The 14,422-nt window shown below is 57.6% G+C and carries 13 protein-coding genes; 8 read left to right on the forward strand and 5 right to left on the reverse strand.

Features of this window, described 5'->3' with window-relative positions; translation table 11 throughout:
* The first annotated feature begins 232 nt into the window (after positions 1 to 232).
* The 4 genes from NLK60_RS05255 to NLK60_RS05270 all read left to right on the forward strand — a co-directional run bounded on the left by NLK60_RS05255 (position 233) and on the right by NLK60_RS05270 (position 5,849).
* The gene (locus tag NLK60_RS05255; protein WP_254809838.1) at positions 233 to 1,807 is read left to right on the forward strand and encodes a TrkH family potassium uptake protein; all 1,575 of its coding nucleotides are present in this window, start codon (positions 233 to 235) and stop codon (positions 1,805 to 1,807) included.
* A gap of 163 nt (positions 1,808 to 1,970) precedes the next feature.
* The gene (locus NLK60_RS05260) at positions 1,971 to 2,351 is read left to right on the forward strand and encodes a methylglyoxal synthase (RefSeq protein ID WP_254809839.1); all 381 of its coding nucleotides are present in this window, start codon (positions 1,971 to 1,973) and stop codon (positions 2,349 to 2,351) included.
* 71 nt (positions 2,352 to 2,422) lie between these two features.
* A complete protein-coding gene (locus tag NLK60_RS05265; protein ID WP_254809840.1) occupies positions 2,423 to 4,153 on the forward strand; it encodes a cation:proton antiporter in 1,731 nt (576 codons plus the stop codon).
* Entirely contained in the window at positions 4,146 to 5,849 is a 1,704-nt protein-coding gene (locus NLK60_RS05270) for a cation:proton antiporter (protein WP_254809841.1), read from the forward strand. Before NLK60_RS05265 ends, NLK60_RS05270 begins: the two co-directional genes overlap by 8 nt.
* A 123-nt stretch (positions 5,850 to 5,972) precedes the next feature.
* Here NLK60_RS05270 and NLK60_RS05275 read toward each other — a convergent pair whose 3' ends face one another.
* Entirely contained in the window at positions 5,973 to 6,167 is a 195-nt protein-coding gene (locus NLK60_RS05275; RefSeq protein ID WP_254809842.1) for a hypothetical protein, read from the reverse strand.
* 87 nt (positions 6,168 to 6,254) lie between these two features.
* Here NLK60_RS05275 and NLK60_RS05280 point away from each other — a divergent pair, with 87 nt between their 5' ends.
* Positions 6,255 to 6,746, forward strand: coding sequence for a cation:proton antiporter regulatory subunit (locus NLK60_RS05280; RefSeq protein WP_254809843.1), 492 nt, complete (start codon positions 6,255 to 6,257; stop codon positions 6,744 to 6,746).
* A 33-nt stretch (positions 6,747 to 6,779) separates the two neighbouring features.
* Positions 6,780 to 8,057, forward strand: a complete 1,278-nt coding sequence (locus NLK60_RS05285; RefSeq protein ID WP_254809844.1) for a cation:proton antiporter — start codon at positions 6,780 to 6,782, stop codon at positions 8,055 to 8,057.
* Between the two features lie 28 nt (positions 8,058 to 8,085).
* Here NLK60_RS05285 and NLK60_RS05290 read toward each other — a convergent pair whose 3' ends face one another.
* Positions 8,086 to 10,266: a PAS domain S-box protein gene (locus NLK60_RS05290; protein WP_254809845.1), complete on the reverse strand. Its 2,181-nt coding sequence runs from the start codon at positions 10,264 to 10,266 to the stop codon at positions 8,086 to 8,088.
* Between the two features lie 186 nt (positions 10,267 to 10,452).
* Here NLK60_RS05290 and NLK60_RS05295 point away from each other — a divergent pair, with 186 nt between their 5' ends.
* A complete protein-coding gene (locus tag NLK60_RS05295) occupies positions 10,453 to 11,100 on the forward strand; it encodes an HAD family hydrolase (RefSeq protein WP_254809846.1) in 648 nt (215 codons plus the stop codon).
* A gap of 449 nt (positions 11,101 to 11,549) precedes the next feature.
* Positions 11,550 to 12,605, forward strand: a complete 1,056-nt coding sequence (locus NLK60_RS05300; RefSeq protein ID WP_254809847.1) for a Glu/Leu/Phe/Val family dehydrogenase — start codon at positions 11,550 to 11,552, stop codon at positions 12,603 to 12,605.
* A 154-nt stretch (positions 12,606 to 12,759) separates the two neighbouring features.
* On the opposite strand, the gene NLK60_RS05305 is transcribed toward NLK60_RS05300, so the two are convergent.
* The 3 genes from NLK60_RS05305 to NLK60_RS05315 form a co-directional block, all read right to left on the reverse strand.
* A complete protein-coding gene (locus NLK60_RS05305) occupies positions 12,760 to 13,155 on the reverse strand; it encodes a DUF7993 family protein (RefSeq protein WP_254809848.1) in 396 nt (131 codons plus the stop codon).
* Between the two features lie 25 nt (positions 13,156 to 13,180).
* A complete protein-coding gene (locus tag NLK60_RS05310) occupies positions 13,181 to 13,633 on the reverse strand; it encodes a DUF2240 family protein (protein ID WP_254809849.1) in 453 nt (150 codons plus the stop codon).
* A gap of 81 nt (positions 13,634 to 13,714) precedes the next feature.
* Positions 13,715 to 14,359, reverse strand: a complete 645-nt coding sequence (locus tag NLK60_RS05315; RefSeq protein ID WP_254809850.1) for a ribonuclease H family protein — start codon at positions 14,357 to 14,359, stop codon at positions 13,715 to 13,717.
* Between the last annotated feature and the right edge of the window lie 63 nt (positions 14,360 to 14,422).

Here is a 14,422-nt window from a genome sequence, read left to right on the forward strand (position 1 = left end):
GGCCAGTGAACGTCAGTGTACACCCGCACCCAATCGGGCGTCGCGGTCGGTGTGTCAATCGTTTCGCTGGCTACTACAGGTGCCCACCAGTCGATATTCTGATGGACTCTCCGAGTGATTTTTACCGTTCGGTGACCCTCGGACACCGCAAAAAGCCCACGAGTTACGACTGCTGGCCGATTCACCACATCGAATCCATTAAATCAGTACGCTTCCCACGTAGGCCCGTTCGATGAGGATTCGTGTTGACTGGCGCTCGAGCGTAAGCCTGACGGGGACAGTCCTCAAGTGGCTTGCCGTTCCGTTGATTGGGCCGTTGTTATTGGCCCTCTACGACGGGACCGATATCGTTCCGTTCATCGTCACAATCGTCATCACCGCCCTGGTTGGGACGTTCCTCGAGCGACTGAGCGACGAGCGAGACCTTCGCCAGCGTGAGGCGTTTTTAATGGTGGCCCTGACGTGGCTCGGCGTTGCGGTGGCCGGGTCAATCCCCTTCTTTCTGACCGGCATCACCGCCGATCCAGCGTCGTCGTTCTATAACCCGCTCTTCGACGTATCCAGTGGAGGTCTCGCTACACTGGCGCTCGTCGTGAGTGCGCTCGTCGATTCGCTGTTCGAGAGTATGAGCGGGTTGACGACTACTGGAGCGACCATCATGAGTGGCTGGGATTTCGCGAATCAGTCACGGGCGATCTTGTTCTGGCGGCAACTACTACAGTGGCTCGGAGGCCTGGGCATCCTGGTCGTCGCCATTGGACTACTCTCGAACCTGATGGTCGGTGGAGCACAGTTGATGGAGACCGAAACGCAGACGCGAAACGTGACGAAGCTCACACCCGAAATCGAGAGCACGGCTCGGCTCATCTGGGGGCTGTACGTCGGATTGACGCTCGCTGCCGTCGCCGTATTTTATGCCCTCCATCTGATCGGACTCGCACCAAATATGGATCTCTTCAACGCGGTTTCGCATGCCTTTACCAGTGTGGCAACCGCAGGCTTCTCGCCCGAGGCCGGGAGCGTCGGGGCGTTCGAACCCATCGTCCAGTGGGCGGTGATGCCGTTCATGATCCTCGGGGCGACAAACTTCGTTTTGCTCTACTATCTGGTCCAGGGAAACTTCGAGCGCCCCTTCAAATCCGAGGAACTCCGCTTTTATCTCAGTATCATCGCCATTTTCGCCGCTATCGTCTCTGTCATTCTCGCGCTGGACCCGGACGTGAACACCGGCCTCGAGGAAACCGTTCGTCACAGCCTGTTCAACGTCGTTTCCATCGTTACGACGACGGGTTACGCGTCGATGGACTTTAACACCTGGTCGCCGGGAGCAAAACACATCCTCTTTCTCTCGATGTTCGTCGGCGGGATGGCCGGGAGTACCACCTGTTCGATTAAAACCGTCCGATGGCTCGTTATCTTCAAAAGTCTGTACCGGAACCTGTTCGTCTCCGTGCACCCACAGGCAGTTCGGCCCGTCAGATTGGGCGATTCCGTGGTCGACGAGGACACGATTAACGACATCTTCGCGTACGTCTTGCTCGCAATCATGCTGTTCTTCGCGCTGACCGTGCTGGTCGTCGTCGACGCCGCTCGAGTAGGGACCGCTGTCAGCGAGTTCGAAGCGCTAGGTGCCTCTGCCTCTATCTTCCTGAATATCGGCCCAGCGTTCGGCATGGCCGGCCCCATGGACAACTACGCCGGTTTCCCGGTAACGACGCGAGCAGTCATGGTGATCATGATGTGGATTGGCCGAATCGAGATCATCCCCGTACTGATCCTGTTGATTCCGGCCTACTGGGAATCCTGACTGGGTTCGTCTGATAGGATTATCGTCGGCGTTCATCGGTACCGACGAAGAACCGAGGCACAGCGTCGACAGCCGTGCTTCGAACCCGCCGGCTGGCTACGATAACCCCTAGAATTGCCACGGTCAGGTACAGTTATCGGTTGGGAGATGAACCAATACCGCAATGACTCGAGTTGCGCTCATCGCCCACGACGAGAAAAAGGCCGATCTCATCGATTTCGTCCAGCAACACGAAGCCCAGTTAACCGACTACGAACTCATCGGCACCGGAACGACGGGGAAGCGGTTGATGGAGGCAACCGACCTCGAGGTCGACAGACAGGCTTCCGGCCCGCTCGGGGGCGATCTGATGATCGGCGGACAGATCGCCGAAGGCCGACTCGATGGCCTCATTTTCCTTCGTGACCCCTTGACGGCCCAACCACACGAACCGGACGTTTCCGCGCTGTTGCGTATCTGTGACGTCCACGATACGCCGCTCGCGACGAACCTCTCGAGTGCGGCATTTCTACTCGAGGGACTGAAACGGAAAGGCGAATCCTGAAACCGGTCGCTCGTGACACGAAAGCCAATGCATAAAAGGCAGATACCCGAAGCGTGGACAGGTATTGATTGATGAGTGAGATCGCCCTCGCCGCCGACTTTGCCATTATCATCGTCGTCGCAACGGCTGTGGGGATACTCGTGCGTCAACTCGGTCAGCCGACGATTATCGCGTATATCTTTACCGGAGTGATTCTCGGACCGGTGTTGTTCGACATCGTCACCGACGATGGCCTGGTCTATCTCATGGCGGAACTCGGGCTGGGGTTTTTGCTCTTTTTACTGGGGATGAAAATGCGCTTTTCCGATATTCGCGACATCCTTCGGCCGATCACGAACGTCGCCATCGGACAAACGGTGTTACAGACGGCGCTGGCGTTTCTCGTCGCGCTCGCACTTGGGTTTGGGACCAGAGAGGTCCTCGTTATCTCGCTCGCGACGGTGTTCGGAGCGACCCCAATCATCGTCAAAGTACTCTCGGATAAAGACGAGATTACATCGCTTCCTGGAAAAATTGACGTTGGTGTACTCATCGTTCAGGACATCTATCTAGTCGTCGTTCTCGCGATGTTCAGTGCCGACTCACTCGAGAACACCGGCGAAATCGCTCAAACGCTGGCTATAATTTTCGTCATGATGGCGTTTATCGGGTTGTTTTCGTTTGCCTCCTCGCGCTATCTCCTGCCGCGAATTTTCAGACGCGTCGCCAGCAACAAAGACGTCTTCCTGGTGATTGCCATCGCGTGGGCCTTCCTGTTCATCGCCGTTGCAGGCACCCAGTTCGACGGCGGTATCGAAATCGGTGCCTTCCTCGCCGGCATCAGCCTTGCTCAGTTACCTTACAGCAAGGAACTCGAGGACCGAATCACGCCGATTACCGACTTTTTCATCCTCGTATTCTTTGTCAGCATCGGTCTCCAGATAGAAGGTGGTGCACCGAGCCTGTTTGCCTACTGGCAAGAAGCACTTATCGCATCGGCGGTTCTCATGGTCGGGAATTTCTGGATCATGTTTTATCTCATCGATCGAGAAGGGTTCGGGGTCGAGCCGACGTTTCTCGCCTCGATCAACATGGTGCAGGTGAGCGAGTTCTCCCTGATCGTTGGGGCATTGGCACTCCAGCAGGGCTATATCGACGCAGAAATCCTCGGCTATCTCACCCTGATGGCGCTGGTGACGATGACGCTGTCGACGTACATCGTTGCCAACAATCACGCTATCTACGAACGTCTCGAGCCCTGGTTTCGTCGGTTCGAATCGGACACAGACCGAGATGCCGACCTTAAGACCTACAGCAACCATGCCATTGCCATCGGCTATGACGAGATTACGGCCAGCGTGTTACCGCTGCTCGAAGCGAACTACGACGATGTCGTGATAATCGATCGGAAAAGCGAACACATCGATGCAATCGACGAGGGGCCATACGACTACGTTTTCGGTGACTTTCGTCACAACGAAATCCGCAAAGAGGCAAACCTCTCCGATGCCAGCTTCGTACTGAGTTCCAGTGTCGAACGTGACGTGAACGAAGCACTGCTCGAGGAAGTCGGGGACGATGCACTCGTCTTCGTCGAGGCCGAGCGAATCGACGATGCGCGTTCGCTCTATGCGAAGGGCGCAACGTACGTGGTGATGAGTACGCACCTGGCAGCCGAGAGGCTGAGCGAGTACGTCGCACAGTATCTCACCGACAGGTCGTCGTTCGATTCGGTGACTACCTCTGATATCGAACGGCTTCGAGCCACCGTTCGCCCATCAGGTCGCGGCGGGTTCGTTTCCCGAGGTGAGGAAGATGGCTGAAGCTCTCATCCTGGATCTCGCCGTGATGTTCGTCGCAGCAGGCTTCCTGTTGCTGGTCACCAATCACCTCGATCTGTCACCGGTGCCAATTTATCTCATTGCTGGCGTTCTGGTGGGAACGTTCATCGATCAACCGGACCTTATCGTGCTGGCTCAGTGGGGTATCGCGTTCCTTGTTTTCGTCTTCGGCATCCGGGTCGACCTGGGTGACCTGCAATCAGTTCTCAGAGATGGTGAAATCGCGGCGATCACCCAACTGCTCGTCGTCGCCCCCCTCGCGTTTGCCATCGGCTATCTCGCCGGCGATTTCTTTGGCTTCGATGATCCGGCAAGAAATGCCATCTATTTCAGTATCGCCGTAACCTTGAGTTCGACCATCGTAGGTGCTGGATTACTCGAGACGGAGATCCGAGACAACCTCGTGTATGGCCGCCTCGCCTCATCGATCCACTTCTTCGATGATATGGTTGCTATCGTCTTACTGCTGGTGTTGAGTAGCGAGGTGCTCACCGCGGATGCAATCGCCGCGAAGATCGGTTACGGTGTCATGCTTCTGGCCGCAGGGCTGTTCGTCTACCGGCACGGGTTCTCGCTTCTCGTTCGATTTGCCGACGGGTCGGACGAACTCGTGTTGATGGGCAGCATCTCGTTACTGATTGCCTTTCTGGCAGCCGCCGAGTACCTCGGTATTTCCATCGTTATCGGTGCCTTTGCTGCCGGCATCGCGATCAGAAACGACGAAACTCAAGGGCTTGCCGTTCACAACGGTATCGACTCGATTCGTGAGTTTTTCGTCACGATATTCTTCGTCACTGTGGGCGCGCTGGTCTCATTTCCGTCACTCGAGATGGGGGTCCTTGCAGTCGCGATGATCGCCCTCGTGGCCTGTGTCAACCCGGTCGTCCTCTTTCTCGCGTTCGTTTACGAAGGGTACGACACGCGGACTGCTTTCCTGGCCAGTTCAGGACTCAATCAGGTGAGTGAGTTTTCCCTCATTCTGGCGATCCAGGCGACGTTGCTCGGGACCATCACCGACACGATGTTCGATGCGATTATTCTCGCTGCGGCCGTGACGATGCTCCTGACGTCGCTCGTTCGTCGTCACGAACAAACCGTCTATTCGTCGGTCGTCTCACGGCTATTTACGACGACGCAATCCCGATCGGTCGATGAAATGAGTCGGGTCGACTCGTCGCTCGAAAATCACGTCATCGTTCTCGGCTACGGTCGGCAGGGCCGACGTATTGTGCGGCGACTGGAGGAACTGGATCACCCATATGTCGTCATGGAAAACGACCCGACACTCCACAGCCGACTCGAGGTCGAGGCTCAACAGTACGTCTTCGGTGACGCAATCTCGGAATATCCCTGGGAAAAAGCGAGACTCGAGACAGCGACACTCATCATTTCGACGGTCGATTATCGACCCGTATCCGATGCCTTGCTCGACCTCGAACTGGCTGAGGAGACTGACGTCGTGTTACGTTCTACCGGTGGTCCGGAAGCACAAGAGTTCCTCCAACGCGGCGCCACGTACGTGAGCGTGCCGGATATTCTCGCAGGTCAAAAATTACAGTCTGTCGTGGAACGTATACTCGAGCATGAGGTCTCTGGTGAGGAGATACAAAATGAACATCTCGAGACACTTGCCGAACTGGAGCGATACGGATTTGCGAGCCAGAGTGAACGGTTTTGAGGTCACTCAATAGAAAAGAGAGGAGTCAGAGACGTGGTCTGACCCATTGTACCCGGTGGTTGCGGATATCTAATCAGTTGGAGCCGGTGACAGACTCCGCATTATTTTTGATACGACGCGGTATCAAAACGGACCATCAAAGTATTCGTGGACGAGCAACACGAGACCAATACCGATACTAAATACAAGCATGGCAACCGACGTCGAGAGGTCGAGAACGTCGACTAGTCCCAACGCGCCAACAATGGCGAGTCCGACGCCTATGGTGTAGATTCCGAGATTGCGTCCGCGAACCCCAAGGTCCCGTAACACGACCATTACCTGTTCGTCAGGCTAGTTCTCGAAAAGGCCATCGATATTTCCAGAGCGACGTGATTTATTACCGACCGGCCACGACGGACAGGCATGACGATTTACGAGAGTGACCTGCCGGGCGTGGGAAAGAAATACGAGATCGAACTCGAGAGTGACGAACGACTCGTGATTGTAACCCACAACACCGGGAAGCGAGAGATTTTCAAAAAAGATATGCAGGGGGCTGATAGCGAGAAGATATTCGAGTTGCCGGACAGACTCGCTCGAAAAGTGGGGACAATCCTCGAGGGTGCGTACTTTCAGCCGGTCCAATCCAAACGTGTCGAGACGATGTTGGCCGACGAGACGTTTATCGAGTGGTACTCGCTCTCACCGGAGTCGACACTCGTCGGGAAGCCACTGAAAGAGTCAAACGTTCGGGAAGAGACCGGCGTCTCGATCGTCGCGATACAGCGGGAGGGCGAACTCGTATCGGCACCGGGTCCGGATACGGTTCTAGAAGGTGGCGATACGCTCGTCGTCGTCGGTGACCGTGACGATTGTCGGGCATTCGAAAGCCTCGTCAGCGGCACCAACGAGTGATCAGTATGGTTTGCCACATAGAGGTGACCGAGGGTGGCAGCTGAAACCGCACTCATCGATGTCGGGATCCTGTTTGCAGCGGTTGCGCTGGCTGGACTGATAGCCGCACGTATCAACCAGTCAGTTATTCCGTTCTATATCGTCGTCGGGATGCTATTGAGTCCGTACGTACTCGGAACGGTCGACTTCCCGGCACTCCTTGGCGTCGATCTCATTCCACACGGTTCGGCGCTGGCACTCAACGGCGAATCGGAGTTCATCCATCTCGGGGCTGAACTGGGAATCGTCTTCCTGTTGTTCTTCCTCGGCCTCGAGTTCAACCTCGACCGGTTGCTGGCGGCGAAACACCGTATTGGAAAAGCCGGAACCATCGATCTCGTGATCAACTTCGGGATCGGGTTGGTGCTCGGTTGGATTCTGTTCGGTGATTTTCTCGCAGCGTTCATCCTCGCCGGCATCGTCTACATCTCCTCGAGTGCTATCATCACCAAATCTCTGATCGATATGGGTTGGATCGCCAACGACGAAGCGAACCCCATGCTGGGCACGCTCGTCTACGAGGACCTCTTTATTGCGGTGTATCTCGCCGTTCTGTCGGCACTTATCATCGGTGGTGGCGACATCAGCGAGGCGCTCGGCTCGATCAGCATCGCGATGGCATTTATCCTGGTGTTGCTGTTGGTCGTTTACTTCGGAACGGCCTGGTTCCAGCGGAGTCTCGAGACGGACTCGAACGAGTTTATCGTATTGCGGGCGCTCGGCATCCTCGTCCTGATTTCGGGCGCTGCCCTCGCACTCGGGGTCAGTGAAGCCGTGGCGGCTTTCTTCGTCGGGATGGCGTTTTCGTCGACCGACCACGTTCACGACCTGGAGCAATTGCTCGAACCGGTCCGGGACACATTCGCGGCGGTGTTTTTCTTCTGGATCGGGCTCGAGACGAACCCGCAGCTGTTCATCGACGTCGCCTTGCTGATCGCTATCGCGGTAGTCCTTACTGGCCCGGCGAAGCTCATCAGTGGGTACTGGGGTGGGCGCGTCTACCGACTCGACGAGCGTCGCTCGCTTCGGGTTGGGCTTGGAATGACGACCCGTGGTGAGTTCTCACTCATTATCGCGAGTATCGCCATGCTGGGCGCTGGAACGACGCTTGCCGAAGGGACGGCAAATCAGTTGTATGCTTTCTCAGTCGGCTACGTGCTGTTTATGAGCATCCTCGGAACCACGCTCATGCAGTACTCCAGTCAAATCGAATCGGTCGTGGTTCCACGCCTCGAGGGGAAGTCGACGTCGCCACAACCAAGCGACGACTAGTCCACGCGTCGCCCTTCGAGTCGAACTATCACGTCGCCCGCAGCAAGGTAATCGAAATTCGGTTCCCGCCGGCATCTCGAGGCCGATGTGAAATGACGCCGCCGGACATCGTGACGAGCCAGTTCACCAGCCAGAGACCGAGGCCGGAGCCGTGATGAATCGGCGATTCGTCTTTGCCGAGCAACCGCGTCACGTTCAGATCGGAGATACGGTCGTTCGAGTCGTCGATATGGATCGTTACGACGGCTTCTTTTTCGCCCTTTGGTGGGAATGCGATCGTTTCCGTCTCGGCACTGACCGAGAGCGGTACAGGCGTCTCACTCGAGTGTTTGACCGCGTTATCGAACAGTTCCTTGAACGCGACGGCGATGGTCTCGGGCGCGAGGATATCACACGTTGGATCGACCGATAGCTCGATATCGAGGTCCCGGTCCGTCCCTCGAACCGTCTCGAGTTCGCCATCGAGGATCGACTCGAGCGATAGCGTCTGCGGCTCGAACGATGCCGAGGCGAGGAGTGACTCGATTCGGTGTGCCTGCTCGCTCAACTCGAGCAAGCGGACGGCCGGTGATCGAATGGACTCGACGGTGTCGAAATCGAGTGTCGGTGCCGACTCGAGGCCATCAGGACCAAGCGCCAGTTCCGACTCGAGGGTGTCGAGGGTCCCGAGCAGGACGTTCATGTTGTTCCGAATGTTGTGCTGGATAACCCTGTGTAGGACGGCGATCCGTCGCTCGTGAGCGACCCGAGTCGTCACGTTGTTTTGGAACCCAATGAAATGGGTTAGCTCCCCGCTGTCGTCGCGGATCGGTTTCAGGTGCAGGTCGTTCCAGAACGGTGTGCTATCCTTACGGTAGTTGAGGATGTCGACGTTGACCGGCTCCTCGTACTCGATGGCATGCCGAATCTCCTCGAGCGCGCTCTCGTTGGTCAGTGGCCCCTGGAGGAACCGACAGTTCTCTCCGAGAGCCTCGGTTCGTTCGTACCCGGTTAGCGCCGTGAAGTGGTCGTTGACGTACGTTATCGGGAGGTCCGGTTGGTTGGGATCGGCGATCACGACGCCAACCGGTGCTTCGTCGATCGCTTTCGTCTTCCACTCGAGTTCTTCTTCACGCTCCTTACGGGACGTGATGTCAGTAATTAATCCTTCGAGTGCCTCGACATCCCCGTTCTGATCGAAAATCCCGCGGCCACGCTCGAGCAGCCATTTGACGTTGCCGTCGGCGTCGTAGACACGGTACGTGAGTTCGAACGTCCCGGACGTCTCGAGTTCGTCCTGAATAGTATCCCAGAGGCGTTGTTCGTCTTCGGGGTGGATTCGATCGCTCCAGGAGACATCTCCGGATTCGAACGCCTCGGCCGTGTATCCGAGGAACTCCGCGACGTTCCCCTGAACGCGCATCATCGGCCAGTCCGCATCGTTCTCCGCACGGTATACCATTCCGCGGATGTTGTTCAACAGCGTCTCGAACTGTCGCTGACGTTCGACCCGATCGGAGATATCCCGAACGACACAGACGTGGCCGCCATCCTCGAGTTGGGTCAGCGAGAGGCGTTCGGGGAACAGTTCGCCGGTGGCCCGTTGTCCGTAACTTTCACCCTTCCAGGAACCCTGTGATTCCAACTTCGGCAGAATCCGTTCTTCGAAGCGCCGGACCTCGTCATCAGGATACAGTTTCTCCCAGTGTGTGCCGATGAGTTCGTTTCGGTCGTAGCCATAGAGGGCGGCATAGGCCTTATTCAGGTAGATGTAGCGGTTTGATTCGTCGATCAGTCCAATCCCTTCGGTCGCTGTTTCGAGTGCTTGATAGACATTTTGCTGTTCTCGGCGCGAACGATGGGTTCCGACGGTGTGCTCGATTCGTCCCCGTAGGAGCGCTTTCGACTGGCTTTTTTCGAGGCAGTCGGTCACACCCGCATCGAACGCTTCGTGAACGGTCCTAGCGTCTCCTTCCTCGAGGCAGAGAAAAAACGGAACGTCGTTGGGTTCCTCCCGGACCGTGGTGAGAACGTCCAGCCATTCCGTTTCGGGCAGGTGGCGCTCACACAGGATCCCGTCAACCGTGGTGGCAGGGTCGCCCAGCCGTTCCAGTCCGTCACTGGCTACCGGTTCCTTAATAATCGAAAACACTTCGTCCGTACGTGAGTCGAGTAGCGAGGCGAGAAATCTCTCGTCATCGCCAATATAGAGCAACGAGAGACGATACATAAGTACAGACTTGACTGTACCGATTGATAAGGGTTGCTGCCGATTCGAGGCGGGCCGAACGGGGTCGAAGGGCTGTACTTCGCCCGATCCCTGAATGGGGAACTGGTCGCTCGAGTGAGAGGTTCCAGCGTGAATCCCTGCCCGGAACAGACACCTTCAAATCCACCGGGGTCCTTGCTGACACCTATGCCAGAGGCGGTCGTCTTCGATCTCGATTACACCCTGGCGGTTCCCGAACGGGACCGCGAAACGATTCTCACCGAAGCGGCGGCCGCCGTCGGTGCACCACCGCTGTCTCGATCGGCCTATCTCGAGGCGCACCGACGAAATTTGACGCGTGAGTCTCGCGAACCGATCTTCGCGGAACTCCTGAACGACTACGAGACGTCAGTCCAGCCCGAAGCGGTCGCGACCGCCTATCGAGAAACGATAGCCGACGCGTTGACTCCGATTCCTGGGGTCGAACGGATGCTCGAGTCACTCAGGACCGAGTATCGGGTCGGACTGTTAACTAACGGCCCCGTTCGTGCCCAACGGGACAAACTCGAGACGCTGGGGTGGGAGAATCGGTTCGATGCTGCCCTCGTGACCGGTGAACTCGAGGCCGGCAAACCGGATCCGCGAGCGTTTCAGGCGATTCTCGACGAACTCGATGTCAGGCCCGAACACGCCATCTACGTCGGTGATGAAGTCGAAGCCGATATCGCTGGGGCGACGAACGCAGGGATGGATGCAATCCAGGTACTCTTCGATGGCGGTCCGGACCCTGACCCTCGAGCGTTAGCGACGGTCGAACAGCCCCGTATAGCCGATGAACTGCCCCCATTGTTGTGATCGGCTCACAGATACCGTCGTGCTTGTCGGCCGACTCGTACGGTTTACTGTCGACTCTTCCCGGTGCCGACAACAGTGGTGGGCGATATGACTGACATTTATAAACGAATACGCATCAAGCGAACCTGGAACGCCAGTTTGTGCGTTCTGATCCGAATAAAGTATAGTAGCCAGTGAAAGTCAGTGCACACCCGCTCGCAAGACGGCGACGCGGTAGGTGTGGAAATCGTTTCACTGGCTACGATAAATCGACTTGCCAACAACAGATACCGAGTCGGCAGCTAACGGTAAGAAGGTACACCAGACCGTATCACCAAGACCGAAACCGCGATCTCGAGACTGTGATTCGGTATCGGCCACGTCCAAATCTCGTCCATGACATATATTCCCTCACACACGGTGTGGCGTAACCGACTATTTTAATTGTGTGGTTACCGCAATTATTGGATATGGTGCACTCGGCAATGCGTTCGTTCGGCCACGAACAGGTAACACACTTCGTCGACGACGAGACGGGACTCGAGGCTATCGTCGCGATTCACGACACGACGCTGGGGCCGTCACTCGGTGGTACGCGACTGCTCCCGTATGAGTCCCACGACGAAGCGCTGGAGGACGTCATGCGCCTCTCTCGAGCGATGACGTTCAAAGCCGCGGCAACCGACCTCGATCTCGGCGGTGGGAAAGCTGTCATCGTTGCCGACCCCGAAATGAAAGACGAGGCCATGATGCGTGCGTACGGACGAATGATCGACCGACTCGGCGGATACTACATCACCTCCGTCGACGTCAACACCGGCGTCGACGACATGGACACCGTGGCCGAGGAAACCGATCACGTCGTCGGAACGAGTGCCGGACTAGGCGATCCGTCTCCGATCACTGCACGCGGCGTGTTCGAAGGTCTCCGGGCGTCCGTCGAAGCGACGTACGGAACGGCGGACCTCACTGATCTCGAGGTCGTCATCCAGGGTGTCGGCAAGGTCGGAAGTGGACTCGCGGAACTGCTCGTCGAACACGATGCGGCGGTGACCGTCAGCGATATGAACGAGGACGCGATGGAGACCCTCGCACGCGATCTCGGCCTCGAGACGGTCGACCCAGGTGCGGTCTACAGCCATCCGTGTGACGTGTTCGCCCCGTGTGCCGTCGGGGGCGTCATCAACGACGAAACGATACCCCAACTCGAGTGTGACGTCGTCGCAGGCGGTGCCAACAACATTCTCGCCGAGCGTCGCCACGCGCAGGTGCTCCACGATGCTGGTGTCCTCTACGCTCCGGATTACGTCATCAACGCAGGTGGTCTCATTACGGTCGCCGCCGAACACACCGGCAAGAGCCGTGAGGAAGCTCGAAGGGATGCGATCGCTATCGGTGACCGAATGCGCTCGCTCATCTCGCGTGCTGAACGCGAGGGGACCACGGTCCTCGAGGCTGCCGACCGATACGCGCTCGACCGGATCGAGGGCACCGATGATGAGCCGATGAGCCAGGTGGCCAACTGAGTGGTTCGTCAAGACTGGAATTTGCGTCGAACCGATAGCCTCCGTCGGGTTCGACTCGCACGTCAACGGTTGTCGAAGTACTGACGGTGAAATGGGAAGGTGGCTCGGCGGGCGCAGGTATGACCAGCGCCACACTCTCCTCGAGTGAACGTATCTATGGTTCGGTCCGAGCGACTTTGCTTGCCGCTTGGACCACGCTAACACCGCGTTTGACTGCCCCACCGCTCTCGAGAAAGACTAGCGTTTTCGGCGGCGAGCCTGCTTTCGGCCGCGTTCTCAGGCCGTTTTCACTCGCGATCTCTGCTGCAATGTCCCGTCCGCGATCGAACTCGAGGTGGGCGCGTTCGGGGTGGATGAATACGCGAGCGAGTCGTTGTTCGTCGTCGTCAATCGTAATATCGAACGCGCGAGTCCCGCCGACAGCGGGCGTTGCCGAGCGATCGGCGTTTGTCACCTGTAAAAATTCGAGTTCGTCATCATCGCGCCCATCGATTTCGGACGCGAGCAACTCGGCGATCCGTCTCCCGTCTGTAACCCGATCTTCGACCATTGCTACTGTGTTTTGCGTGTGGCCGTTAACGCTCTTCGGTCACCGCCGTCCGAGCCAGTGGAGCCAGTTGGTCCACGTCGATACCTTCTTGACGGGCGTAGACGACCGCAGCAGCTTCGATCGAGATTGCATACTCCTGCTGGAGCGTATTTATCGCACCCACAGCCTCGTGTTTTTCTAATCCTTCGGCGACGAGCGCATCCAGCACACGCTCGAAGACTGACCGTTCCCGGAGCAAGTCGTCCTCGGGGACGAACTCCTCGGGGATCGTTACTTCGCCCGGGTCGAACGTCGGTCGCAAATCCGGTCCCACTCGCTCGAGGACGCCTTCGCCGGTCGCGATGTCGATTAGCCGCTGGGACTGATCCGGCGAGAACCAATCTCTGTCCAGTGAGAGCGCGACGACGAACTCGTTTTCCCGGAGCTGATCCGTCCCGTGTTGTTTGAACGGGGCGGCAACGGCCAGACGAAGACTCATCGAAGACGACTCGCTTCAGCGAGTGAATAAGCGTGGCGATTCGATGCGTGCTCGAAGACGTTCAGCGCACGCTGTAGCCAATCAGTCCGATGCCCGGCCACCCGAGTGTCGATTTGCTCGAGACGGCGGAGGGACCTGTGTTGTCTCCGAACGTATGGGTTCCGGTGGTTCCGGGAGCACACATCGGTCGAGTTCGTCCGTCACGTGTGTGTACTGTTCGGGCGTGTTCGCAAGCGTGTGGGCAGGGTTGTCGCGACTGTCGATTCGTGCCGCGCGGACCTCGCCAAAGCGGTTGAGTCGGGCGGTGATGCCGCGCCAGTGAAAGCCCGTTCGCTCCGGAACCGTATACGGTCGGGGAGGTTTCCGGTCGGGATGACTCGCTGCCAGGATTGCCCGGTTGACGTTACTCGCCAGACCGTCGTGGTCGACCAGAATACCGACCCGTGCGTCGGGTGGTGCCCTGGCGGCGAGTACGTCGAGTCCGAGGTGCAGTGCTCGGTACTCTGCCACGTTGTTGTTCGGTGGTGTATCGAGGTTGGCAATGCGACCGACACGCGTGCCATCACGCGTTTCGATGACGGCACCGAGGCCACCGCCGGCTCGTCGGTATGACCCGTCGGTGGCGATGTAAAAGTCTCGGTGATGGGTACGCGGGGGGTGTGCAATATGCGGCGTCGGTGACTCGTCGAACAGGTCCCGAAGTGCGGGGCGGCCATATACGGCCATGAAGAATGATAGTTCGGAGAACTATTTAACATCTTGGTTGGTAATCCCCCCATTCTGAGCTTT

Source organism: Natronosalvus amylolyticus, assembly GCF_024298845.1.
GTDB lineage: Archaea > Halobacteriota > Halobacteria > Halobacteriales > Natrialbaceae > Natronosalvus > Natronosalvus amylolyticus.

Coding starts and splice junctions, on each gene's coding strand:
- NLK60_RS05255 (WP_254809838.1), top strand. CDS start 233: ATGAGGATTCGTGTTGACTGGCGCTCGAGCGTAAGCCTGACGGGGACA.
- NLK60_RS05260 (WP_254809839.1), top strand. CDS start 1,971: ATGACTCGAGTTGCGCTCATCGCCCACGACGAGAAAAAGGCCGATCTC.
- NLK60_RS05265 (WP_254809840.1), top strand. CDS start 2,423: ATGAGTGAGATCGCCCTCGCCGCCGACTTTGCCATTATCATCGTCGTC.
- NLK60_RS05270 (WP_254809841.1), top strand. CDS start 4,146: ATGGCTGAAGCTCTCATCCTGGATCTCGCCGTGATGTTCGTCGCAGCA.
- NLK60_RS05275 (WP_254809842.1), bottom strand. CDS start 6,167: ATGGTCGTGTTACGGGACCTTGGGGTTCGCGGACGCAATCTCGGAATC.
- NLK60_RS05280 (WP_254809843.1), top strand. CDS start 6,255: ATGACGATTTACGAGAGTGACCTGCCGGGCGTGGGAAAGAAATACGAG.
- NLK60_RS05290 (WP_254809845.1), bottom strand. CDS start 10,266: ATGTATCGTCTCTCGTTGCTCTATATTGGCGATGACGAGAGATTTCTC.
- NLK60_RS05295 (WP_254809846.1), top strand. CDS start 10,453: ATGCCAGAGGCGGTCGTCTTCGATCTCGATTACACCCTGGCGGTTCCC.
- NLK60_RS05300 (WP_254809847.1), top strand. CDS start 11,550: ATGGTGCACTCGGCAATGCGTTCGTTCGGCCACGAACAGGTAACACAC.
- NLK60_RS05305 (WP_254809848.1), bottom strand. CDS start 13,155: ATGGTCGAAGATCGGGTTACAGACGGGAGACGGATCGCCGAGTTGCTC.
- NLK60_RS05310 (WP_254809849.1), bottom strand. CDS start 13,633: ATGAGTCTTCGTCTGGCCGTTGCCGCCCCGTTCAAACAACACGGGACG.
- NLK60_RS05315 (WP_254809850.1), bottom strand. CDS start 14,359: ATGGCCGTATATGGCCGCCCCGCACTTCGGGACCTGTTCGACGAGTCA.